Raw genomic sequence first — 24690 nt, 5'->3', positions numbered from 1 at the left:
TTTGTGTGGAATGGAAGCTCAGCGATTACAAGCCAATGGAAACATATTTCACTTCCAAATATTCTTCAATTCCAAAGTGGCCGCCTTCACGTCCCAATCCGCTCTGTTTCGTGCCGCCAAATGGTGCCTGCGCAACGGACGGCAGCGCATCGTTCAGACCGACAATGCCGTAATCCAGTTCTTCGGAAAGGGTAAGCGCCTGAGTCAAATTTTCCGTATAAAGATAAGCTGCAAGGCCGTATGGCGTATTGTTTGCCCGTTCAATGGCTTCTTCTGCTGTTTTAAACGTGGTGATCGGAGCAAGCGGTCCGAAGGTTTCCTCGTTCATGCACAGCATGTCATCCGTGGCATTGGCAATAACCGTTGGCTCCATGAACAGAGAATCCCCCTTGGCGGATCCTCCGCAAGCCAGGCTTCCGCCTTTTTCGATGGCATCCTGCACATGGTTTTGGACTTTTTTGACTGCATTTTCATCGATCAGAGGGCCTATGTCGGTTCCTTCTTCCAGACCGTCTCCCACTTTCAAGGCGGAAACCGCTTGGATAAACGCTTCGGTAAACTCTTCTGCGATGGATTCCTGTACATAGGCACGGTTGGTGCAGACGCACGTCTGGCCGGCATTGCGGTACTTCGAAGCCAGCAGTCCCTGTACGGCTTTTTCAATATTGGCGTCCTCCATCACGATAAAAGGAGCATGGCCGCCGAGCTCAAGAGAGATCTTTTTTACAGTATCTGCTGCTTTTCGCATGAGTAGCTTGCCAACTTCAGTAGAGCCGGTAAATGATATTTTCCGGACGCGGGTGTCCTCCATCCAGGCATCGGAAATGGCGGCTGCGTCACCGGTAACCACTTGCAGCACGCCTTTTGGAATGCCCGCTTCAATAGCCAGCTCTGCCAGCCGGATGGCAGTAAGCGGCGTTTGTTCAGCCGGCTTGACGACCGCTGTGCAGCCAGCTGCAAGGGCAGGCGCCACCTTTCTTGTGATCATTGCGGCCGGGAAATTCCATGGCGTGATGGCTGCAATTACACCGACCGGCTGCTTTTGGACAAGCAGCCGCTTATTGGTATGGGAAGCGGGAATGGTTTGACCGTAAATCCGTTTCCCTTCTTCTGCGTACCAGGAGATAAAACTGTTTGCGTATGTTACCTCACCAATCGCTTCCTTCAATGGTTTGCCTTGTTCCCGGGTCATCAATTCCCCGAGTTCTTGTTTGTTTTCTTCGATCAGCTGGTGCCACTTCATGAGCAGGGCGCCTCGGTCTTCAGCCGTACGCCTGGACCAGCTTTTGAAGGCATCATGAGCAGCATCTGCAGCGGCTCGTGCTTCATCAAATCCTCCGTTTGGTACGGTAGCGACGACTGTGTTGTTTGCCGGGTTCGTTACTTCAATGAAAGATTGCATGTGTATCACTCCTCAATGCTGTTAGTTGGATGCAGAAACGGCTGTACGCTCGACCGCCTCAATGGATTCATTTAAAATTTGGATTAGCTCGTTGATTTCCTGCTGATTGATAATCAATGGTGGTGCGAAGACAAGGGTATCCTGATTGTCGAACACGACGGAACGCACGATCAGTCCGCGTTTTGCGGCTTCTGCCAGCACCTTAGGCGCCAATGGTTCAGGGAAGCGTTCGTTTGTTTCTTTATTTTTAACGAACTCAACCGCACCAATCAGGCCGAGAGTCCTTACATCTCCGACGACGGAACGTTCGGATTGAATTTTCTTAAAGCCTTTCAGCAACTCTTCACCCATCACAAGGGCATTGTCGATCAGGTTTTCGCGCTCGAGGATTTCAAGATTTTTAAGTGCAACCGCACAGGCCATCGGATGTCCGCTGTACGTGTAGCCGTGAAGCAGCGTTCCTTCGGACAGTTCGATGAAGTCGTTGTGCATCGTTTCGGAGATCATGACGCCGCCGAGCTGAGCATAGCCGCTTGTAATCCCTTTAGCAAAACACATCATGTCAGGAGCGACATCATAATGATCGATTCCGAAATACTTGCCGGTACGGCCGAATGCTGTGATGACTTCATCCGTAATAAAAAGAATGCCAAATTCGTCGCATATGCTTCGGATTTCTTTAAAATAGCCTTCGGGTGCGATGTGCACGCCGCCTGCTCCCTGAACGGGCTCTGCGATATAAGCAGCGACGGTTTCAGGGCCTTCCTCTTTAATTTTGTCTCGTAATGCCTGCGGCGAGAAATGGTCCACATAGCAAAAATCAGGTGCCAGTGAGTTAGTGAAATCACGAAACGGTTTCAGGCCAGTTGCACTTGTGGCTCCCATCGCCACCCCGTGGTAGGACTGTGAACGGGAAATGATTTTTTTGCGCTCCGGCTGCCCTTTTAAAATCCAGTAATGGCGGGCAAGCTTATAGGCAGTATCATTGGATTCCGAACCGCCTGAGGTGAAAAATGTGGCGGTGAGGTTCCCTGGTGCAATTTCTGCAAGCTTGGCCGCGAGCTTGATCGCCGGTTCGTTTGAGAAGGTGGCGAAACAGGAGCTGTAGCCCAGTGTTTTCATTTGTTCGTATGCAACCTGAGCAATCTCTTCCCGCCCGTGGCCGATATTCACGTTCCAGAGAGAGGAGAGGCCGTCAATTGAGCTTCTGCCCTTGAGGTCGTAAAGGCGGACCCCTTCTCCCTTGGTTAAAATAAATTCCGGACCGTTCGCTTGCTGCTGTTTGATTGCGGTCGTCGGATGCAAGAAATGCTTTTTATCGAGTTCTGCCAATTGTTCATAGGATTTTTGATTTTCCATCATAACCACCCTTTGCTGAATAATTATAGTTTTCTGACTTAATAACGCTTTCATGATTACTAATGCAAGTTCTGTGCCAAACGGTTTGACGGGCATCCTCCTATGGTTTGATTCATAAATGAATTAAACGCGATGAAATTCGATTCGCTTATGAATTATCGATTCAATATTGAATTAATGCCATATTTTTTTAGCCGCCTGAACACAGTCGGCTGGCTTAACCCCAAATATTCTGCCATTTCATACGTAGACTTGCAGTTTCGGCTTGCCCGAAGGAGCCAGCTTTTTTCCACAGCTTCCAGTGCTTCCTGGAGGGAGGATGCTGGAGTATCAAATTCCGGAACATGGTCTATTTCCTTTTTTTGCACAAAAGGAAGATATTCCGGCAGAATCATTTTTTGTTCAAGGGTAACGACAAGTCGTTCCATCAGGTTCTCGAGCTCTCGTACATTACCGGGCCAGTCATGCTGCCAAAACGCCTTCAGTGTTGAAGGATGGATGGTCTTTTCACTGCCATACTTTTCGTTAAATACCCTTAAAAAGGTTTCGGTCAGCTGATGAATGTCTTCTTTTCTTTCCCTGAGAGGGGGGATGCTGATTGGGACGACATTCAGCCGGTAGTAGAGATCATCACGAAAGGTGCCGGCTTTTACCATTTCCTCAAGGTTTCGGTTGGTCGCAGCCACGAGGCGGAAATTAACGGTACGGGTTTTCGTGCTGCCCATTCGTGTAATTTTCTTCTCCTGAAGAACTTTAAGAAGCTTCACCTGGATGGAAAGAGGAAGCTCACCCACTTCATCCAAAAACAGCGTTCCCTGATCCGCAAGTTCAATCAATCCCACTTTCCCTTTTGCACTAGCACCGGTAAAAGCACCCGGCTCGTAGCCAAACATTTCCGACTCAAAAAGACTTTGCGGAATGGCTCCACAGTTCACTTCAATCATCGGTTTCTCCCGGCGGTCACTTCCGCTGTGAAGCGCTTTGGCAAACACGGTTTTACCAACCCCCGACTCACCCTGTAATACCACCGTTGCTTCACTTCGGGCTACCTTATTGACGAGCTCCCAAACTGTCTGCATCGGGCGGCTGTTGATGATGACATCCGTCGGTACGGATCCCCTGACACGAAGCTGCTCAATTTCCGATTTGTAGCGCATCATTTTCTGCTGCAGCTGTTCATATTGTTCCTTCAGGTCTTCCATTTCCGTCATATCATGCGAAAAGCTGATGACCCGGATGATTTCGTTATCTTCATTAAAAAGAGGAATACCGCGTGTCATGATGACTTTCCCAGTCCCCGTTTTTTGCATAAATGTAATTGGTGCTTTCTGCTGAAGCACACTGAGCGTAACCGAAGGACTGAAAATTTTCTTCTGCTCTAGCTCTTTAACGGACGCGCCAACAAGCTCCTCGGAAGAAATCCCGTACATCTCCTTGCTGTTTTTGACTGCCCGCAAAATGATGCCTTCGCTGTCGGTTACGATGATGTTTTCGCCGGATTCGTTGATAATTCCCTCGATTTCCATCTCCAGCAGTATTAGTTGTTCATCCATGGCTACAACTCCCTGATTTATTGAAACATTATTCTGATTATTAATTAGGATAACACAGCTTCTCTTGAAAAGGAGTAGAGGATTTCGGTTTCCAGTACTTCACAAAAATCATTTTTTTCAAGAACCCATCATAGAGTATAAAGCGTCTAGCAAAAGAAAAAGAGGACAAACTATGCTAATCTGATGGTAGAGTAAATTGAAGAAAGGAATGTTTTGATGGGAGTGGAACTGGAACAAAAAGAGATTAAGCTGATTGCCCTGGATATGGATGGAACGTTATTGAATGATGAACTGGAAATTTCACCAAAAAACCGGCTGGCGATCAGGGAGGCACAGGAAAAAGGTGTACATGTGGTGCTCAGTACGGGACGATCACTCCTTACATGCCGTGATTATGCAAAATCGCTTGAGCTAAAATCGTATCTGATTACGGTAAACGGCAGTGAAATCTATGATGGAGAGGGAAACCTGGTTGAGCGGAATTCGCTTCATAACGATGAAATTGCAAAACTGATCGAGATGACGAAGAAGCATTCGGCCAAGTTTTGGGCCGTTTCCACCGATAAGGTTTGGCGCGAGAACTTTCCGGAAAATGCGGCCGAAATGGAATGGCTGAAATTTGGTTTTAATATTGCCGATGATGAAGTCCGCAAACTGGTACTGGAGGAGCTGGCCCTTAATAAGGAGCTTGAGATCAGCAACTCCAGCCTGACCAACATCGAGATCAACGCGGTCGGCGTTACAAAGGCAAAAGCGCTCAACCGTGTTTGCAATGAACTCGGTATCACGATGGATAATGTGATGGCGATGGGCGATAGTCTGAATGATATCCTCATGATCACAGAGGCGGGCATTGGTGTAGCCATGGGCAATGCGCAGGATACAGTAAAAGAAGCAGCCGACTGGATCACAGGAACCAACGTGGAAGACGGCGTAGCGCAAGCGATCCGAAAATGGGCGTTATAAGGTAGAAAGAAAGAGGGACCATCCGGAATGAATCCGGATGGTTTTTTTTGCGTTTGATAGGGGAGGACGGGGTAGCGATTCGACAAACCTGCCCGGAAATTTCGCAAAGTTGCCCGGGAAATGCTGAAACTTGCCCGAAAACCCCGTAAACCGGCCCGCAAATTCCCTAACCAACCACTCCCCGACAAAAATAAGCCTCAAGGCGTAGCTGAAATACAGCCGCAGTACATTTCTGGAGAATCTTCCGGGCCGTATGATAGGAATATGAAAATTTTAAAGATATTTACAAATTCTGGTTTATAATTTCTGAGATTGTAAGTATACTGGGTTGTGAGGCTTTGGGTGCTAGGTATAAAGGACTCAACAGCTGACCTTTGCCTCACATACATAGGAGGGGGAGTTGAAAAACAAGACGTTTCTTTTCAACAAGAGATACACACGGTGAAATGAAGATGGGGAGTGGGAAATGTATGCAGTCTATTACAAATTGGGCTTTTCGCAATAAAGCTCCGGTCACGTTGTTTGTGATCATTGCGCTTATCATTGGAGCGGTAAGTTATTTTCGTTTGCCGATGGAATTTCTTCCTGAAGCAGATAATCCGCAAGTGAGCGTGGTTACGATCGGGCAGGGATATGATGCTGGATCGATGACAGAAAAAGTGACCGAGCCGGTAGAGCAGGCAGTATCCGGTGTAAAAGGAAAGTCATCCGTTCTGTCAACAACGGGTGATGGATATTCGCAAATTACCATTAATTTTGATTCAAAAACCGATATGAAGGAAGCAAAGCGGGAAGTGCAGGATGCGGTCAGCTCGTTAAAATTCCCTGAAACCGTCGGGAAACCGCAGGTATCACAGCTGAATACGTCCATGATTCCTGTAGGGCAAGTCTCCTTTACGTTTGCTGACGGCCTGAACAAAGAAAATATGGAAAAAGCGAAAAATCAGCTGCTTCCGCTTTTCGACAGCAAGAAAAGCATTTCACAGGCCAGCATTTTTGGAGAAAATACTTCCCGTGTGGAAGTAAAGCTGGACACAAAGAAACTGAAAGAAAAAAACATCCCGGTCAATAGTGTAATGAGCGTCCTGCAAGGACAGAATGCCTCTGTAACGGCAGGCGGTGCCACCATTGACGGCAAAAAAAGCACGATTAATGTAACGGATAACCTGACTTCCGTACGTGCGTTGGGAAAATTAATTATACCGGTTCAGGCTGCCGATCCGAAGGCACCGCCGGTCCGTTTGAAGGACGTAGCAACCGTTAAGCAAAGTAAAATGGAAGATACCGTACTGCGCATTAACGGGAAAGAAAGCCTGGCGATCACGGTATTTAAGGAAAACAGCGCCAGTGCCGTAACAGCGGGCAATGATGTCAATGATACGGTCAGCAAAATCAATAAGGAGTACCCTGGGGTAAAAGCGAAAACCATTTTTACAACAGGTGAAATGGTGGAAAACTCAGTAAACAGCATGATGAAGGAAGTGCTGCTTGGGGCATTGTTTGCCACGATCGTTATCCTTGTGTTCCTGAGACGAGTAAAGCCTACTCTGGTAACGATTGTATCCATTCCGCTATCGCTTGCGATTACACTGCTTCTTCTCTGGCTGTCCGGCGTTACATTAAACATCCTGACGCTTGGCGGTGTGGCGGTAGCCGTTGGCCGCCTGGTGGATGACAGTATCGTTGTGGTAGAAAATATTTTCAGACGAAGCCAGGGCAAAGCCTTTACAAAAGAAAATGTACTGGCGGCGACAGGAGAAGTTACGCGTGCGATTACGTCTTCCACATTGATCACCGTTGCCGTGTTCCTGCCGATGGGTCTGGTCAACGGCTCACTGAAGGCGTTTTTATTACCGTTCGGATTGACCGTCACCTATTCCTTGCTGGCGTCCCTTTTAGTAGCGTTAACAGTCGTTCCGCTGATGAGCCAGGGCATGCTGAAAAATATGAAGCTTCCGGCACACGGGGAGCCGAAGCGATATTTGAACCTGTTAAAATGGTCATTGAACCATAAGTATGTACCGATTATTGTAGCTGTTGGTGTGCTGGTCGGCGCAGTCGGCATGTATGTCTCCCTGCCAAAGGGTGAGGTAAATGCTGAAGATGCCAGTATGGTAGCTGTGAATATGGAGTTTCCATCCAATACCCCGACAGATGAAATCAAGGATCGAATGAAAACCTTTGAAAGCAAGCTTGCCGACCTGAAAGGCTACAAGTATTTGCTGACGCAATATGGAGTCAGTGAAGACGAAGCGAAATATGGCAGCGTGAGTTCATCGGATGTCGTGAAATATACGGCCATCATGAAGGAAGACGCGAATGCGGACGATTTCATCAAAGAAGTGAACAAAGCGAAAAAAGAGGAAAGCGGAGTAACAATTACCGCCTCACCGGGAACCATGTTTGGCTCCGGCACGGGGACCTCTGAAATTACGTACGACATCCAGGGGAATGACAAAAATGAACTGGAAAGCACATCCAAAGAGCTGATGAATGGAATCAAGGATGTGAAAGGGGTCAAGAAGGTTTCAAGCAACCAGGATAAAACCGCCCCTGTTTATACGGTTAAAGTTGATACAGAAAAAATGAACACCGAGCAGGCCGCGCATCAGATTGCTTCCCTCATTCAGCCAATGCCAATTGGAACCATCACGCTCGATGATAAAACCACACCGGTTCTGCTGGATGCAGGAATCAACCCGTCGAAGGCTTCGGATCTTGATGACCTTTCTGTTCAGACAGCACAAGGCATTCAGCCGCTGTCCAAAGTGGCGGACATTACGATAGAAAACAAGCCAAGCACAGAGCTGCATAAGGATGGAAAGCCATACATCCGCATTTCCGCGGAAGTAAAGCCTGATAACCTTTCTGCTGTGGCTGCTGCCATCGACAAGAAAGTCAAAAAGCTAGATCTTCCAAAAGGCATGAACCTTGAAAAAGGTGGTGCGGCAGAACAGCAATCCAGTGATTTTGCGGACCTTGGAACGACAATGCTTGCGTCTATCCTGATCGTTTATCTGATCATGGTTATCACGTTTAAAACGTTCCGGGCACCGCTTGCGATCCTGATGACTCTTCCACTTGCCTCCATTGGTGCGGTTCTTGGTCTCTTGGTCTCGGGTGTTCCGGCAGATCCAACCGCACTGATTGGCGGACTTATGCTGATTGGAATTGTGATTACGAATGCGATCGTGCTGATCGACCGCGTGAAGCAGAACGAGGAAAAGATGATCATCCGAGATGCCATCATCGAAGCGTGCGGCACGCGTCTCCGCCCGGTTGTTATGACAGCTGTTGCCACGATTTTTGCGATGCTTCCGCTCCTCTTCTCCCACACGGAAGACGGCAGCCTCGTATCCAAATCGCTCGCTGTAGTTGTAATCGGCGGACTGACGGGTGCAACGGTCCTCACCCTTGTTATCGTTCCTGTTTTCTATGAACTGCTTCACTTCAGAAAATCCAAGCGCCAGCGTGTTGAAGCTGCACAGGATACCGTTCCGTTAACCAAAAATGCATAACAGAAAAGCCAGTACCCTTTGGGGCACTGGCTTTTTATCTTCGTATTTTGGACAGCAGCCGGAGAATTTCAACATAGAGCCAGACGAGGGTAATCATTAAACCAAAGCCTGCGTACCATTCCATATATTTGGGGGCTCTCCGGTTCACACCGCGTTCGATAAAATCAAAATCCAGGACAAGATTAAGAGCTGCTACACCGACGATCACGAGGCTGATCAGAATACCAAGCCAGCCCGTTTCATGAAGATAGGGAACCTGAAGACCAAAGAAGCGGAGCACCAGATCCACCAGATAGACAATGAAGATACCGAGTGTGGCGGAAAGGACACCGACCCTGAAATTTCTGGTGGCCTTGATCCAGCCCAGCTTGTAGACAATTAAAAGGGCAAAAAGCACACTGAACGTAAGCACTACCGCCTGCGTGGCAATCCCTGAATACTTGTCTTCATACATAGCACTGATGCCGCCGAGGGCCAGTCCTTCCAATAAAGCATAAAGCGGGGCCGAAAAGGGAGCCGCCCTGGGAACGAATATCGTAAAAAGGGATACGATCAGAGAACCGATCACTCCAACAAGAAGCAACCCGTGAATCTCCTTTCCGTCGTAATACAGATTCCATGTATAAAAGGCTGTCGCACAAATGAGCACAAGAAGGATGAATGTTTTGTTCACCGTTCCCTGCAGTGTCATCGGGCGGTTAAGTCCCTGATTTTTCAGATGCGTAAACGTTGAATCTTTTAAACTAGGATTGGCGCTCCTCATGGATACCCTCCTTTTTGTCCATCATACTAAAACGTATGCGGGAGTTCCAACTTCATGTTAGAACTACCGGTAAATATTGGCCACGATCACAAGAATCACAGCAACAATAATAAAACCAAAGCCCATACCGGTCGCTTTCGCCCGGTAATAAAGAATGCCGGCATAGATCAATACAGCCGCAGCACAGATGGCGAACAAGGGAAGATGAGGGAGGACATACCGGTCAAAGGAGTTGTAACCTGCTAAACTCAAAAAAACCGCCTCTTTTCTATAATATTGGTTCATTTAGCATACAATAATTCTTCAAAAAAAGGTAACTGCAGTCGTTGCAGTTACCCTTTTTATCCCATTGTCAATTGTCAGCTTTTGGAAATGGCGCCTAATGCACTTTGAATGGTTTTAAAGCTTTTTTCAATATGTGTCTTCATTTCATTTTCAGCTTTTTGTGCATTATGGTCTTTAATGGCAAGATAAATCCGTTCGTGATCATCAACAAAATCAGAAAAGTTTTTGAAATGGTTTTTTAAGACATTGTTTCGAATATAGAGTGTCTTTGTTTTGATGACATCACATAACTGAATCAGCTGTTGATTGTGGGAAGCAATATCTATTAAATCGTGAAATTCCTGGTTTAAATTAGTGAGAGTCTGAGTATTGTTTTCATTCACTGCTTTTATTGATTCATTCAGGACGATGCCGAGCCGTCTTAATTGGTCATCTGTTATATGAGAAGTGGCCAGTTTAACTGCTAAAGATTCAAGGCTTTTTCTGCATTCGTATACGTCAACAATATCCTGCACCGTTGGGTTATAAACTGAAATGACGTTGTTGTTTCGTGTTAACAGCCCGTCTTTTAGCAGCATTTGAAAGGCTTCCCTTACAGTTCCCCTGCTGACCCCAAGCTGTACAGCAACTTTTGTTTCCACTAAACGTTCCCCGGGAGCAAAGTCACGTTCCATGATCATCGTTTTTAAAATGGCATAAACCTGGCTGTGAAGCAGCTCTGTTTTCTGAATTTCCCTCAAATTCAAGACCTCCTAGACTACTATTTCAACCGTTAATCACTATTTACTACTTCAGTTTACAATAACTAGATCGGTTGATAAACAATTACTAATTACGGTAAGAAAAAATGTAAACGGTTGACCGTTGACAAGATGAAGCTGAATAGCTATTATTATAACTATTCAGAAAATTTAATCAATATAAAGTTACTTTAAATTGAAACGAGGTGTTGAAATGGCAGAGATTAAAGAGGGACCCTTAAAGGGGCTTAAAGTACTGGAATTGGGAAGTTTGATTGCCGGTCCATTTGCCGGCAGATTACTGGCCGACTTTGGAGCAGAGGTTATAAAAGTGGAACCGCCTGAAAAGGGCGATCCGATAAGAAAATGGAGAATGCTTCATGAAGATACGTCTCTATGGTGGTATGTACAATCAAGGAATAAGAAAAGTGTATCGTTAGACCTGCGCTCAACAGATGGACAGGAAATCATTAAAGGCTTGGTAAAAGAAGTGGACATCATTATTGAAAATTTTAAGCCAGGCACGCTGGAAAAATGGAATATTGGCTACGAGGATTTGAAGGAGTTGAACCCTGGCCTCATCATGATTCGTGTTTCAGGTTATGGACAGGACGGTCCGTACCGAAATAAGCCTGGTTTCGGAAGCATAGGAGAAGCCATGGGAGGAATTCGATATCTGACAGGCTATCCCGACCGGCCGCCCACAAGGGTCGGAATCAGTTTGGGTGATTCTGTAAGCGCTTTATACGCTGTAATAGGAGCATTGATGGCTGTATACCACAGAAATAATACAGGAGAAGGCCAGTATGTGGATGTTGCGCTTTATGAAGCCGTTTACAGCCTGATGGAAAGCGCGATTCCAGAGTATGATCAGTACGGCGTCATCCGTGAACGGACGGGAAGCACACTACCGGGCATTACCCCGTCTAACACCTATATGTGCAAAGACGGTAAGTATATTGTGATCGGTGCAAACGGTGATGGAATCTTCAAAAGGCTGATGGATGCTATTGGACGTGAAGATATGCGTGATCAGCCACAGTATGCTACGAATTTTGACCGGGCGCAGCATGCTGACTATTTGGATAAAGTAATTGGAGGATGGACCATTCAGCATGAATTAGAGGATGCCTTAAAGATTCTTGATGAACACCACATCCCTGCAGGCTCGATTTATAACGTGGAAGATATGTTCAAGGATCCCCATTTTAATGCGCGGGAGATGATTTGTGAAATGGATGTTGAAGGATTAGGAAAACTGAAAGTGCCGGGTATTGTTCCGAAAATGAGCAAAACTCCAGGACGAATTAACTGGGCAGGGCCCAAACTTGGAGAACACACGGAAGAAGTGTTAAAAAAATTGGAGATTGCCAAACAACCAATGAATTCAAAGTAAATTCAGTTGCGGAAGCGGAGGAGATAAAAGGTGATTAACCTGCCTAAATCAGTGGACATACTCGAATCAGGCCCGAGGGATGGTATACAAAACGAAAAAACATTTATTCCGACAGCAAAGAAGCTGGAGCTTATTCATGCTTTGTCTGAAACCGGGCTTAAAAGAATAGAAGCAACATCCTTTGTCTCTCCTAAACATGTACCTCAAATGGCAGACGCCACAGAGGTCTATCAAAACATGATGAAGAAAAATGACATTCAATATTTGGCTCTTATTCCTAATCTAAGAGGTTTTGAGCTGGCAAAAAAGGCTGGCGTAAGGGAAGTGGCTTTGGTAGCTGGAGCGAGCGAGACATTTAATAGGAACAACGTCAGAATGTCCGTTAAAGAATCTTTGCGGCAGCTTTCGATTGTTATTGAAACAGCAAAGGAAGAGGGGATGTTTGTGCGTTTTAGTATTGCCACCTCTTTTTACTGTCCATATGAGGGCCTTGTGTCACAGGAAACTGTATTAGCCATGGTAAAAGAACTGGAAGAAATGCAAGTTAATGAAATTGTCTTGTGTGATACGATTGGCCGTGCAAATCCGAAGCAGGTTTATGAACTTTTTTCCAGGGTCCTGGATCAAGGACCTACAGCAACCATAACCGGTCATCTTCATGATACATACGGGTTATCAAAGGCAAATTCCCTGGCAGCCCTTCATGCTGGCATCTCCTCGTTTGATACAGCTATTGGCGGGTTGGGAGGATGTCCATTTGCTCCTGGAGCTGCCGGCAATGATTCTACGGAGGATTTTGTCTTTATGCTTCATGAAATGGGAATCCAAACAGGCGTTCATTTTGAAAAATTGATGGACTGTGTAAAATTGGTCAAATCAATGACAAAGCGTTCATTGACGGGTCATTTACAGCAGATCGTAAATAAAGGACATGAACAGACGGTTTAATAAGCCGGTCAAAATAAAATGTAATCGCTTTCTGTTTTAAAAATAAGGAGGTTTAGGTATGGCTATTTTAGGCTTTTTAATGATTGCGACGTTTCTTTACCTTGTAATGACCAAAAAGGTGTCTGTTTTAATCGCCTTCGCCCTCGTCCCTATTGTATTTGGCTTGATTGGCGGTTTCAGGCTTGAAATGGGAGAAATGATGCTCGAAGGCGTTCAGAAAGTAACGCCTACTGGAATTATGATTGGATTTTCTATCCTGTACTTTGGATTAATGATTGACCGGGGGCTATTTGACCCCATGATCGCAAAATTAATTAAACTTACCAAAGGAGATCCTCTCAAAATTGTAATGGCCACGGCGGTTATCACTTTAATTGTGGCACTGGATGGAGATGGTTCTGCCACATTTATGATCACGATTACTGCATTGCTTCCAATTTATAAGAAGCTTGGGATGAACCCTCTAATTTTAGCCAGTACGGTTGCACTTGGGGCAGGAGTGATGAACATCATTCCATGGGGTGGACCTCTTGCTAGAGCCATGGTTTCCCTTGATGCTTCGTCATCACAATTGTTTAATCCCATCATCATTCCGATGCTTTCGGGCATGATCTGGGTCGTATTTGTTTCTTATGTTCTTGGAAAGAAAGAGCGCAAACGGCTGGGCATTGTACAGTGGTCCGGGAGAGGTGCAGCTGAAGAGACAGCTGCTTCGTTGGAAGCCCCGTCAGCGGTTCTTCCCAAAATGTTCTGGTTTAATTTTATTCTTACAGCAGTATTGGTCACTGTACTCATTATGGACATTATGCCTGTCCCCGTGTTGTTTATCCTTGCATTCGCTCTTGCCTTAATCGTTAATTTTCCGGATGTCAAAAAACAAAATGAGCAAATTGCAGCTCATGCTAAAAGTATGGTTATGGTTTGTTTTACCATATTTGCAGCCGGGATCTTTACAGGAGTTCTTTCTGGAACCAAAATGCTGGATTCAATGGCCGTGTCTTTTGTATCTTTGATCCCGGATTGGATGGGCCCGCATTTGCCGGCACTAATCGCTGTGATCAGTATGCCGTTGAGTTTGGTGTTTTCTCCTGATGCCTTTTATTATGGTGTTCTTCCTATTGTGAGTAAATCGGCAGCTTCTTTCGGCATCGATCCTTTGGAAATAGGAAGGGCAGCCCTTTTAGGCAACGCGACAACCGGTTTCCCGTTAAGTCCAATGAACCCCTCCATTTTTGTACTTCTCGGTTTATGCAAGGTGGAACTGGGTGATCTTCAAAAAAGTATTTTCTTATGGGCATTTGGAACCACCATCGTTATGACCGCAGTGGCGCTTATTACCGGTGCCATCTCTCTGTAAAGAATAAGAAAAGGAGGAATACAAATGCTGCCGCTGGAAGGAATTACAGTTGTTTCTCTTGAACAGGCGGTTGCCGCACCTTTTGCGTCCAGGCAGTTGGCTGATCTCGGGGCAAGGGTGATTAAAGTAGAAAGGCCGGGGACCGGAGATTTTGCCCGTCAGTATGACCGGACGGTAAAAGGTCTTTCCAGTCATTTTGTCTGGCTTAACCGGTCAAAGGAATCGATTGCTTTAGATTTACAAACTTCAGAGGGCCGGGATATTCTGGACAAACTACTCTCGGAGGCGGATGTTTTTATTCAGAACCTGAAGCCGGGAGCTGTCGACCGGCTGGGGTTCAGTGCCAGTGTGCTGAAGGAAAAATATCCTCATCTGATTATCTGCGGCATCTCCGGATATGGGTCTGATGGACCTTATAAAGATAAAAAAGCATATGATCTTTTAATTCAATGTGAAACAGGTGTCGTTTCGATAACCGGTACCGACGAAACACCCTCCAAATCAGGGATATCCATTGCCGACATTGCAGCCGGTATGTACGCTTACTCGGGAATATTAACGGCCTTGCTCTCTCGTTTCAGGACTGGCAAGGGAACCGTACTTGAGGTTTCCATGCTCGAGGCACTGGGGGAATGGATGGGGTATCCTCTTTATTATTCAGAGTATGGGGAACATGAACCTCAACGAACAGGTGCAAGCCATGCCACGATTTTTCCTTATGGGCCTTTTCAGACAGGAGATGGAAAATTGATCTTCCTGGCGGTTCAAAATGAACGGGAATGGGCAAAGTTTTGTGATTTTGTACTGGAGGATCAGGATTTAAAAAACAACGAGAACTTCCATAGCAATGCAAAACGGCTGTCGAACAAAACAGAGCTGCAAAAGCTGATCTCTGATGTATTTCAAACGCTCACTTCGGAAGAAATCGTAACGAGGCTGGAAAAAGCTGAAATAGCGAATGCGTATTTAAATACCATTAAACAATTTATTGAGCACCCTCAATTAGCTTTTCGAGACCGCTGGAAAGAGATAGGTTCACCAGCAGGACCGCTGAAAGCTCTTATTCCGCCAGTTACTTTTGCTGATATGAAGCCAGTTATGGGTCCCATTCCAGCTGTCGGGGAACATACTGATTCCATTTTAAGAGAATTTGGTATGGCAGTTGAATTGGGAAAAAGGTGAGGTGAAGTAAATGGAACGATCCTATTCATGGATGTTTGTTCCAGGATCGGATGAAAAGAAGTTAATGAAGGCAATCTCGCTGGATGCAGATGTTCTTATATACGATTTGGAGGATGCTGTCTCTCCACATGAAAAAACAGCGGCTCGAACCCATGTAAAAAGAACGATTGAGCATGCCGACCGAATGAATTATGTAAGGATTAACAGCTTTGATTCTGCTTTTTTTCAGGAAGATGTTATTGATATGATACACAATAACCTTACCGGGATTGTATTGCCGAAAGCAGAAAACACAAAACAAATTGCACTGCTGGACAGAATGATCAGCGAGTTGGAAGAGGAACGAAAGATTGCTACTGGAAAAATCAAAATTGTTCCTATCATTGAAACCGGCTGCGGTCTGTACAATGCATTTAAAATTGCTTCAGCCAGCCGGCGAATCGAGCGCCTTGCATTTGGTTCCATGGATTTTGCATTGGATATTGGTGCCCATTTGTCCAAGGAAGGAACGGAATTGCTTTATGCGCGTTCACAACTGGTTGTTGTATCACGAGCAGCTGGTGTGAAGGCGCCGATTGATACGGTTTTTCCTGATATAAAAGATCCCAATGGCTTTATAACTGAGACCAGGGCCAGCAAAGACTTGGGTTTTCAAGGAAAGCTGCTAATACATCCCTCCCAAATTGAGCTTCTCAGCCAAGTCTATGCACCGACAGAAGCAGAAATTGCTCATGCCAAACGGTTGATTCAAGCGTTTGAAAGTTCTGTTACAAAGGGAGAGGGGGTGCTGCAGCTGGATGGTAAAATGGTCGACTTGCCCATTGTAGACAAAGCAAAAAAAATGCTGGCTGCAGTTGAAACTCAATCCAGATAGTCAACTTAAACATGTTGCCAGGTGAGGAGAAAAAAGCATGAAAGCAATACGGATAGGCGGGGGTGCAGGCTATGCGGGCGACCGCATTGAGCCTGCACTGGATTTAATGGAAAAGGGGAATCTTGACTATATCATTTTTGAATGCCTGGCTGAACGGACCATTGCACTGGCCCAAAAAGAAAAACAAAAAAATCCTTCCAAAGGGTACAACCCGCTTTTGGAATATAGAATGGAAAAGGTGCTTCCGTTATATATTTCAAAGGATTGCAGAGTCATCACCAATATGGGAGCCGCAAACCCGGTTGGTGCTGCCAGAGCAGTCAAAGAAATGGCCTTGAAGCTGGGTCTTCGGAATCTGAAAATAGCTGCAGTTACAGGAGATGATGTTTTTTTAAACATAGAGCAGTACCTGGATTCAACCATAATGGAAACAGGAATGCCATTAAGGGAACGTTATCCTGACATTATTTCTGCCAATGCTTATATAGGAGCAGAGGGGATCGTCAGGGCTTTAAAGGAAGGTGCCCATATTATTATTACGGGGAGAGCATCCGATCCTTCATTGACTGTCGCCCCGCTGGTCCATGAATTTGGCTGGGAATGGACCGACTATGAACGTTTGGGACAAGCTACGGCAGCCGGTCATCTCCTTGAATGCGGAGCGCAAGTCACAGGAGGCTATTTTGCTGAACCTGGCTATAAAGATGTACCTGAACTTTGGAATGCAGGTTTCCCAATTTCAGAATTCCATGAGAATGGTGATTTTACAGTAAGCAAGCTTGATGAAGCAGGAGGGCTGATTTCAACAGCTACAGTAAAAGAACAACTGCTTTACGAAATTCATGATCCCGAAAGTTATTTAACACCAGATGTTGTTGCAGATTTCTCCCAAGCAACAGTTGAAGAAATTAGTGCAAACAACGTAATCGTAAAAGGAATTTCTGGTAAAAGAAAGAGCGGCTACTATAAAACAAGTGTAGGCTATGAGGATGGGTATATTGTGGAAGCAGAAATTAGTTATGGCGGTTCAGGATGTATGAACCGTGCAAAGCTCGCGGAGGAAATCGTTAGAAAAAGAATAGCATACACGAACCTTCCTTATGAAGATTTAAAAATAGATTATATTGGAAACTCCTCCTTATATGGAGAGAAGACATCTATAAATCTCATCCCTGAGGTTCGTTTGCGTGTGGCTGCAAGGTGTGAAGAAAGAAAAGAGGCCATGGCAATCGGGCAAGAAGTTGAGGCGTTATATACCAATGGCCCAGCGGGGGGCGGGGGTGTCCGTGTACATGTGGAAGAGGTCATTTCAATAGCTTCCATTCTAATACCAGAGGCGGATGTACGGGTAGATGTTGTATATGAGGAGTTGTAAGGATGAAGTTAAAAGAGCTGGCTCACTCCCGCACCGGGGATAAAGGAAATATTTCAAACGTTTCTTTAATTGTCTATCATTCAGAAGATTACGAGCGTCTCAGGCAAGCCGTTACAGCAGAAAGGGTAAAAGATCATTTCAAAGATATTGTAAAAGGAGAAGTAATCCGTTATGAGCTTCCTAAAATTGGAGCGATGAATTTTGTGATGCAGGAAGCCTTAGGAGGAGGGGTAACCCGGTCCCTTTCACTGGACCGGCATGGAAAAAGCTTAAGTTCTTATTTATTGGAAATGGAAATCAGTTTGGAAAGCTAGAAACGCAAGGTGGATTTAAAGGTGTGATCATAGCCTTTAAGTCCATCTTTTATTTTTGGAAAAATCAAAAATAACAGAAAACGAGTGAAAAATTAGGATGCTATCTTAATTTTTTCGGATTATCAAGGGTTTTGAAACCGTTTACAATTAAACTATCGTTTAAACAATTGATTGAGGGGGCGTAAAAGATGAGTAAACGGTTGGGAGCAAGAGCGCTTTTGGTTGTCTCAGCATTGATGCTGGTCCTGATGTCGGCCTGTTCGGGTAATGGCGAAAAGGCTTCGGGCAACGGAAGCGGGGATAAGATTGAACTGACGTTTTGGAACATATGGACGGATCCTTCCCCACAAAATAAGGCGAGCTTAAAGGCGGTTAAGAAGTTTGAGAAGGAACATCCAAATATTGTGATCAAGCAGCAAAACATTCCTCATGACCAGTTTAAGGTTAAGGTGAAAACGCAAGCGGCTGGCCAGCAGCTGCCGGATCTGGTGCAGGTATGGCCGGGGGCTGAGCTGACACCGCTCGTAAACGGCAAGCTGATTCAGCCGCTCAACAGCATATTGAGCCATTGGGACGGCCTGATCAAGAAAAACCAGCTCACCGATTACAACGTGGACGGAAAGCAGTATGCACTGCCGGCGAACGTAACGCCAACGAGCCTTGTTTACTATAACAAAAAGATGCTTGCCAAAGCAGGGTATAAGGAATTTCCAAAAGCCTATGAAGATTTCAAAACGCTTATCAAAAATCTGAAAAAGCAAAACGTGATTCCAATCACGCTTGGTAATAAAGCGCAATGGGTACTGCAGTCTTCCTACATTTCTATGATTGGTGACCGCATGACAGGAAGCGATTTCCTTCCTGATGTATTAGATGGCAAAAAGAAGTTTACGGATCCGGAGTTCGTCAAAGCAGTCGGGGTAATTAAGGAACTTGCGGATATGAAGGCCTTTAACGATGACTTTAATTCTATTGATAATATCCAGCACAGAGACTTGTTCGTCATGGGTGATGCGGCGATGATGATCGATGGAGCATGGTCACTCGGCCCTGTTCTTGAGGCGATGGACGATGACAGCAACTTGGGAATTGCCCTTTTCCCTTCCATTGATGGAGGAAAAGGCAACCCTGAGGCCGTTTCTGCTGTCACCGGGACAGGCATTGCCCTCAACAGCAAGCTGAAAGGCGAGAAGCTGAAAGCCGCAAAGGAATTCTTGAAAAGCTTTTACAGCAAAGACTACTATACTGACTTGATGAAAGCAGATATTTTGGTTCCTGCTGATATTGATCCGCCTAAAGGTGTGAGTCCGGCCTTGAAGCAGGTATCTGAACTGACTGGCGACCATATCGCACCGGTTTATGATGCCACTCTTCCGGTGGATGTTACCGATGTGATCAATTCAGGGCTGCAGGAGGTCACGCTTGGTCAGATGACGCCGGAACAGCTTGCCAAAAAACTGCAGGCAGCGGTGGATAAAGAAAAGTAAAAGGATCAGTTGGAAATCAAGTAAACTTGCTTGATTTCCTCCTTTTTAAGGAGGGATACCATGCATCTGTTAAACCGCTATAAGTGGCCGGCTCTAATTGGCATCGCGCCGGCACTTGTCATCTATCTGTTATTTGCCATCGTTCCTATCATTCTTTCCTTCTATTATTCAGTCATGGATTGGGACGGTTTCACGAAAATGAAGTTTGTGGGGCTGGCAAACTTTAAGGAAGCACTGGATGATCCCGTATTCTGGGGAGCTTTGAAGAATAACCTGCTGGTCGTGGCCGCGTCCGTCTTTGGCCAGGTTCCGCTCGCCTTGTTTTTCGCTTTGCTGATCAACCGCAAGCTGAAATTCGGCAAGGTGTTCAGAACATTGGGCTTCATGCCGGTTGTCATCTCCACCGTCATTATCTCTCTTGTCTGGGGGATGATGTATAACTCGAGAAGGGGACTCTTCAACCAGCTGCTTGAAGGAATCGGTCTTGGCGACTGGGCGCAGAACTGGCTGGGAGATCCGAAATGGGCCATGTTTTCCGTCTGTGTGACGATCATCTGGCAGTTTATCGGGCTGTATTTGATTATCTTTCTGGCAGCACTCCAAAATATCCCGGAAGAAATTTATGAAGCGGCCAAAATTGACGGAGCGTCCGGCCTTAAAAGGACCTTATACATTACGCTGCCCATGATGAGAAACACCATCATGGTGGCCGTTATTCTTTGCATCAGCGGGAGCTTGCGGACCTTCGACCTCATTTATGTGATGACAACAGGAGGGCCTGGCCATACGACGGAAGTGCTGGCGATGTACATGTTTGACCAGACGTTTTCTTCCACAAGATATGGCTATGGAAGCACCCTGTCGCTCTTTATCTTTTTCTTCAGTCTCGCGCTTGTCTACCTGTCTACTCTTATACTGAGAAAAAGGGGGGATTAAAATGGCTCATGTAATGGCTGAAAAACAGAAGAACATCGAGCTTCGAAAAGAATCGAACAAGGGCAGGCGTTTTTCGAAAAAGGCGCTGATTTATCTTTTGCTAGTGATCTATGGGCTGGTGAACGCCTATCCAATGTTCTGGATGTTTTTGAATTCGTTTAAAAGCAATATCGATTTTGCGAAGAACCCGTTTGGTTTGCCGGTGCAATGGCTGTTTGATAACTATAAAACCGCCTGGGAGACAGCAAAGCTCGGCACTTATTTTTTCAATAGCGTCATTGTTTCCGTGGCAGCGGTGGCGGTAACGATTTTTGCCGGGGCCATCGCGTCCTACTTTCTGGCGCGGTTTGCTTTCAAATGGGGAAAGATGGTGTACGCCTTCTTTGTATTCGGCATGCTGATCCCCATTCATGCCACACTCGTCCCAATGTTTCTGCTCATGAAGTCTTTGGGCCTCTTAAACACACATCTTGGATTAATATTACCTTACATTGCTTTTAACCTGCCCATCACGATCTTTATCCTCGTTAGCTTCATGAAGTCCTTTCCACGGGACATTGAGGAATCGGCAATCATGGATGGGTGCGGTGTTTTCCGGATTTTCTTTTCGATTATCCTTCCAATGACCCGGCCGGCATTGGCTACAGTCATAATCCTGAACTTCATTAACAACTGGAACGAATTTTCCTTTGCGCTTGTGCTGATTAATGATGATTCGTTAAAAACACTTCCGCTTGGGCTGGCTAACTTCGCCGGGCAGTTCACCACCAATTATGGCGCCCAGATGGCAGGCCTTACGATGGCCGTTATCCCAGTAATCATCATTTATTTATTGCTTGAGGACTATCTTGTGAAGGGGATGACAGCCGGTGCGGTAAAGGGCTAAGCTAGTGTTATACGAAGCATAACAGGAGTAGATGCGATGAAACGGCTTCTCTATTTTCCCGACTGGCAGCTGAGGTGGAAGTTCTTATTCATTTTCCTGGCACTGGTGATGATCCCGATGATTGCCTTCAGCTTATTCATTTATTCACAGGCAAACCAGGCCATCCAGCTGCAGGCGATCGACAATACGAAAAGCCATCTGGAGAAGGTGGAAGACAATATGTCAGCTGCCATTCTCAGCATTGAAGATATTTCTTCCTACATGATTTACAGCAATGACTTCCGGACCTTTTTAACAACACCAAGTACCCCGGAGAACCAGATCCGGCTGAAACATCTGGAAGAACGGATCAACGGCTATGCGGTTTTTCATTTGAATTCCAAACCGTATTTGGATTCCATCACGCTTACCGGCCTTCATAACAGCCGGATTCATATCGGCACTCCGCTGGAGAAGAATGAGGAGGGCGTCTGGGAAAGAAAGGCGAAAGCGCTTTATGGCAAAGTATTTTGGAGCGAGGCCTATACGATTACAGATGATTGGGGCCGAAAGAAAAAGGTCGTCAGCTTGTTCAGGGTAATCAATGATATCAACAATGTCACCAGGCCGATCGGCCTGGTGACCATCCGGCTGGATGCCGCCAAGCTGTACCAGATCATTGAAACCGATTCAAAAAGTCTTCAGCAAACCTTTGTGTTGGACCATAATCAAAAAGTTGTCCTTCACCATGATCCATCATTGATTGGCAGAACGTATCCCGATAAGAAGTTTATGAATAAGACGCTGCAGCAAAAAGAACAGGGAGGATCCTTTCTTTACGAAAAAGAATCAGAGCAATACCATGTGGTCACCCAGCCGCTTGAAGGAACAGATTTGGTTCTTGTCGCCATTGTCGACAAGGCGAATGTAGCGGAAGGCTTAAAGAAGATCATGGATTCGATCATCATGATGATGGTGGTCCTTACCTTGTTTGGAATCCTGGCCATGGCGGGTTTTTACCATTTTAATATTAAGCGGATCGTTCGTTTGACGGAGCAGACCAGGCAAGTGGAAAAGGGTGACTTTTCTGCGAATGTCCTGGTCCATTCCCGGGACGAAATCGGATTGCTGGGCTTACGATTTAACAAGATGGTGGAGAGGATTCAGCATTTGATTGAAAAAGAATACAAGATGGAAATCCGCAGCAGGGAAGCGGACCTCAAGCTTCTGCAAAGCCAGATTAATCCTCACTTTCTGTACAACACACTTGATATGATTCGCTGGACAGCCAGGCTTGAGAATGCGATGGACACGAGCAAGCTGATCGAACAGCTTTCCAAAATGTTTCGAATCAGCCTGAACCGGGGCAAGCCCTGGATAACGCTTGAGGCCGAACTGACCTACAGCCAGAGCTATTTGGCACTGCAAAAAAGAAGACTCGGAAAAAAGCTGGAGTTCACGCTGTATTGCGAAGCCGGAATTATGGAAGCTCAGGTGCTTAAACAGTTGATCCAGCCACTTATTGAAAACAGCCTTCAGCATGGATTTGAGAATATGCGTAAAATCCGGAAAATCTATATCCGCTGTTTTCAGGAAGAAAACAGGCTGGTCATTGATGTGATGGATAACGGCAAAGGATTTTCTCCTGAAGAGGCGGCATCCGCCATGAGAGGAGGCTTTGCCCTTCAAAATATTCTGGACCGGTTAACTAGCGCTTATGGGGAACGGGGAGCGCTGGAAATCCGGAAGAAAGAATCCGGGGGAGCATGGGTCAGGCTTGTTTTTCCTTTTGATGCCGAAAAAAGTGAAGGTGATGGCTATGACGCTGAGAGTGTTGATTGTGGACGATGAACCCATCATTGTGCAGGGACTGAAGGAAACCGTGCCATGGGGCCAAATCAACGCAAAAGTCGTTGGAGAAGCTTATGACGGTGAAGAAGCGATTGAAATTCTGCAGGAAACTGAAGTGGATGTTATTTTATCCGATGTGAAGATGCCAGTCATGGATGGATTGAAGCTGAGAGAATGGGTATATAAGAATGCCCCGGGAATAGAGACGGTAATGGTCAGCGGCTATGATGAGTTTGAATACGCTCAGCGGGCCCTCCGGCTCGGTGTAAAGGATTATTTGCTGAAACCGGTGGACATTGAAGAATTAATGGTTCTTGTCCAAAAAATATCAAATGAAAGACGGCATGACCTTGAAAAAGAGTGCAGACAGCATCTGCAGCGGCTGCTGACGGACACGGTCCTCGATCACGAAATGGATGGGGAAGACCGCCGTGTTACGTGTCTGGAAGGAAAGCATTTGCTTTTACTGGGCAGTGAAATGCAGCAGTATCATGAAAAAACAGAGAACCTCAATCCAGAGCAGGAACAAGAATTGAAACAGAGGTGGAAAGCAGCGCTGGAAAACGAGTTGAACTCACAGGATATGATCAGTGCCTCTTTTTTCAGTGACCAAAATCGGCTGATTACCCTTTGCCTTGCAGAAAATGACGATAAGGAAAAGGAGAATTTCCTCCAGGTGCAAAAGGGTTTGGAAAAGAAGGCGGGAATCAGCTGCTTCTTGTGCATGATTGCTGTCGAGATAAGTCAGGATCTGAAAAGTGGCTATCAGGAATTACTGCACGGCCTGGATGGGTATCCGTTTCAGCCCGAACCGGTTTATTGGTCATCGGAGGTGGAGGATTCTTCCTGTTCTTTTTCATGTGAAGAAGAAGTGAGGCAGGTGTTTCAGCTGGAAGCAGATGATACGGCCGAAGCGGCAGAACAGCTTTTTCTGAAGTTCTCCGACTGCCGGTATACGGCTGGCGCGATTTGTATGGCCATTTCATCTGTTGAACACAGCCTTTTGGAATGGTGTCCAAAGGCTGTTCGCTTCGAGTTTTTAATGGGAGTGAACCCGACCGTATATAACTCCTACGATCAGCTGAAGAACCTGTTTTTAAAGGATCTGTCATCTTATTTCTCGTTTCAGCAGAGCGCAGCCAATGAAGGATCACGCTGGCTGATTAAGAAAGCGGTTTCTTATATTCGAAAGCATTATGCCGAGGACCTGAAGGCAGGTGAAGTAGCGGGCATTATCCATGTTTCGCCAAATCATTTCAGCCAGCTGATCAAGCAGGAAACGGGAAAACATTTTAATGACTTTTTACACGAGGTCCGGCTGGAACAGGCGAAGAAATTGTTAAAGGAAACCTCTTGCCGCGTTTTTGAAATTGCGGAGAGAGTAGGATACCGCGAATACAAATACTTCGTTCATATCTTCAAGAAAAGTACGACACTTACGCCAACCCAATACCGGAATCTGGTTCACGCCCATGGCGGGCACGAAAGAAATCCATATGAAGAAAGGGAGAGAATGTGA

General features: G+C 45.8%; 20 protein-coding genes. 14 read left to right on the top strand and 6 right to left on the bottom strand.

Annotated features, from left to right (window positions below):
* Positions 1-25: 25 nt before the first annotated feature.
* From AS030_RS20405 to AS030_RS20395, 3 genes are all read right to left on the bottom strand, one after another.
* The gene (locus AS030_RS20405; protein WP_061975179.1) at positions 26-1402 is read right to left on the bottom strand and encodes an NAD-dependent succinate-semialdehyde dehydrogenase; all 1377 of its coding nucleotides are present in this window, start codon (positions 1400-1402) and stop codon (positions 26-28) included.
* Between the two features lie 21 nt (positions 1403-1423).
* Complete coding sequence (locus AS030_RS20400) at positions 1424-2764, bottom strand: aminotransferase family protein (protein WP_061975389.1); 1341 nt, start codon at positions 2762-2764, stop codon at positions 1424-1426.
* A 152-nt stretch (positions 2765-2916) separates the two neighbouring features.
* Positions 2917-4314 carry a sigma-54 interaction domain-containing protein gene (locus tag AS030_RS20395; protein WP_061975177.1) on the bottom strand — a complete coding sequence of 466 codons (1398 nt, stop codon included), beginning with the start codon at positions 4312-4314 and terminating at the stop codon, positions 2917-2919.
* Positions 4315-4530: 216 nt separating this feature from the next.
* Here AS030_RS20395 and AS030_RS20390 point away from each other — a divergent pair, with 216 nt between their 5' ends.
* Complete coding sequence (locus tag AS030_RS20390) at positions 4531-5280, top strand: Cof-type HAD-IIB family hydrolase (protein ID WP_061975175.1); 750 nt, start codon at positions 4531-4533, stop codon at positions 5278-5280.
* 470 nt (positions 5281-5750) lie between these two features.
* Positions 5751-8798: an efflux RND transporter permease subunit gene (locus AS030_RS20385; RefSeq protein ID WP_061975173.1), complete on the top strand. Its 3048-nt coding sequence runs from the start codon at positions 5751-5753 to the stop codon at positions 8796-8798.
* 34 nt (positions 8799-8832) lie between these two features.
* Here the strand turns inward: AS030_RS20385 and AS030_RS20380 are convergent, their stop codons facing one another.
* From AS030_RS20380 to AS030_RS20370, 3 genes are all read right to left on the bottom strand, one after another.
* On the bottom strand, positions 8833-9561 hold the full coding sequence (locus AS030_RS20380) for a Bax inhibitor-1/YccA family protein (RefSeq protein ID WP_061975171.1): 729 nt from the start codon (positions 9559-9561) through the stop codon (positions 8833-8835).
* Between the two features lie 63 nt (positions 9562-9624).
* Positions 9625-9813 (bottom strand): hypothetical protein, encoded by a 189-nt coding sequence (locus tag AS030_RS20375; RefSeq protein ID WP_061975169.1) that lies wholly within the window; start codon positions 9811-9813, stop codon positions 9625-9627.
* A 107-nt stretch (positions 9814-9920) separates the two neighbouring features.
* Positions 9921-10586 (bottom strand): GntR family transcriptional regulator, encoded by a 666-nt coding sequence (locus AS030_RS20370; protein WP_061975167.1) that lies wholly within the window; start codon positions 10584-10586, stop codon positions 9921-9923.
* 214 nt (positions 10587-10800) lie between these two features.
* Between AS030_RS20370 and AS030_RS20365 the strand changes: the two genes are divergently transcribed.
* From AS030_RS20365 to AS030_RS20310, 12 genes are all read left to right on the top strand, one after another.
* The gene (locus AS030_RS20365) at positions 10801-11982 is read left to right on the top strand and encodes a CaiB/BaiF CoA transferase family protein (RefSeq protein ID WP_061975166.1); all 1182 of its coding nucleotides are present in this window, start codon (positions 10801-10803) and stop codon (positions 11980-11982) included.
* A gap of 30 nt (positions 11983-12012) precedes the next feature.
* Positions 12013-12930, top strand: coding sequence for a hydroxymethylglutaryl-CoA lyase (locus AS030_RS20360; RefSeq protein WP_061975164.1), 918 nt, complete (start codon positions 12013-12015; stop codon positions 12928-12930).
* Positions 12931-12988: 58 nt separating this feature from the next.
* Positions 12989-14287, top strand: coding sequence for a CitMHS family transporter (locus tag AS030_RS20355; RefSeq protein ID WP_061975163.1), 1299 nt, complete (start codon positions 12989-12991; stop codon positions 14285-14287).
* Positions 14288-14311: 24 nt separating this feature from the next.
* Positions 14312-15469, top strand: coding sequence for a CaiB/BaiF CoA transferase family protein (locus tag AS030_RS20350; RefSeq protein WP_061975162.1), 1158 nt, complete (start codon positions 14312-14314; stop codon positions 15467-15469).
* Between the two features lie 10 nt (positions 15470-15479).
* Positions 15480-16343 (top strand): HpcH/HpaI aldolase/citrate lyase family protein, encoded by an 864-nt coding sequence (locus AS030_RS20345; RefSeq protein ID WP_061975160.1) that lies wholly within the window; start codon positions 15480-15482, stop codon positions 16341-16343.
* A gap of 37 nt (positions 16344-16380) precedes the next feature.
* On the top strand, positions 16381-17718 hold the full coding sequence (locus AS030_RS20340; RefSeq protein ID WP_061975158.1) for an acyclic terpene utilization AtuA family protein: 1338 nt from the start codon (positions 16381-16383) through the stop codon (positions 17716-17718).
* 2 nt (positions 17719-17720) lie between these two features.
* The gene (locus AS030_RS20335) at positions 17721-18032 is read left to right on the top strand and encodes an AtuA-related protein (RefSeq protein WP_061975156.1); all 312 of its coding nucleotides are present in this window, start codon (positions 17721-17723) and stop codon (positions 18030-18032) included.
* A 188-nt stretch (positions 18033-18220) separates the two neighbouring features.
* Positions 18221-19519 carry an extracellular solute-binding protein gene (locus tag AS030_RS20330; protein ID WP_061975153.1) on the top strand — a complete coding sequence of 433 codons (1299 nt, stop codon included), beginning with the start codon at positions 18221-18223 and terminating at the stop codon, positions 19517-19519.
* Between the two features lie 60 nt (positions 19520-19579).
* Positions 19580-20455, top strand: coding sequence for a carbohydrate ABC transporter permease (locus AS030_RS20325; RefSeq protein WP_061975152.1), 876 nt, complete (start codon positions 19580-19582; stop codon positions 20453-20455).
* A gap of 1 nt (position 20456) precedes the next feature.
* On the top strand, positions 20457-21341 hold the full coding sequence (locus tag AS030_RS20320; RefSeq protein WP_061975150.1) for a carbohydrate ABC transporter permease: 885 nt from the start codon (positions 20457-20459) through the stop codon (positions 21339-21341).
* Positions 21342-21377: 36 nt separating this feature from the next.
* Positions 21378-23171 (top strand): cache domain-containing sensor histidine kinase, encoded by a 1794-nt coding sequence (locus AS030_RS20315; RefSeq protein ID WP_061975148.1) that lies wholly within the window; start codon positions 21378-21380, stop codon positions 23169-23171.
* A complete protein-coding gene (locus AS030_RS20310) occupies positions 23140-24690 on the top strand; it encodes a response regulator transcription factor (RefSeq protein WP_061975146.1) in 1551 nt (516 codons plus the stop codon). The genes AS030_RS20315 and AS030_RS20310 overlap by 32 nt, the downstream gene beginning before the upstream one ends.

The organism is Fictibacillus enclensis, assembly GCF_001457035.1.
Taxonomy (GTDB): Bacteria; Bacillota; Bacilli; order Bacillales; family Fictibacillaceae; genus Fictibacillus_C; species Fictibacillus_C enclensis.
The sequence above is the reverse complement of the archived record's forward strand: the minus strand, read 5'-3'. Positions and strand labels throughout refer to the sequence as shown.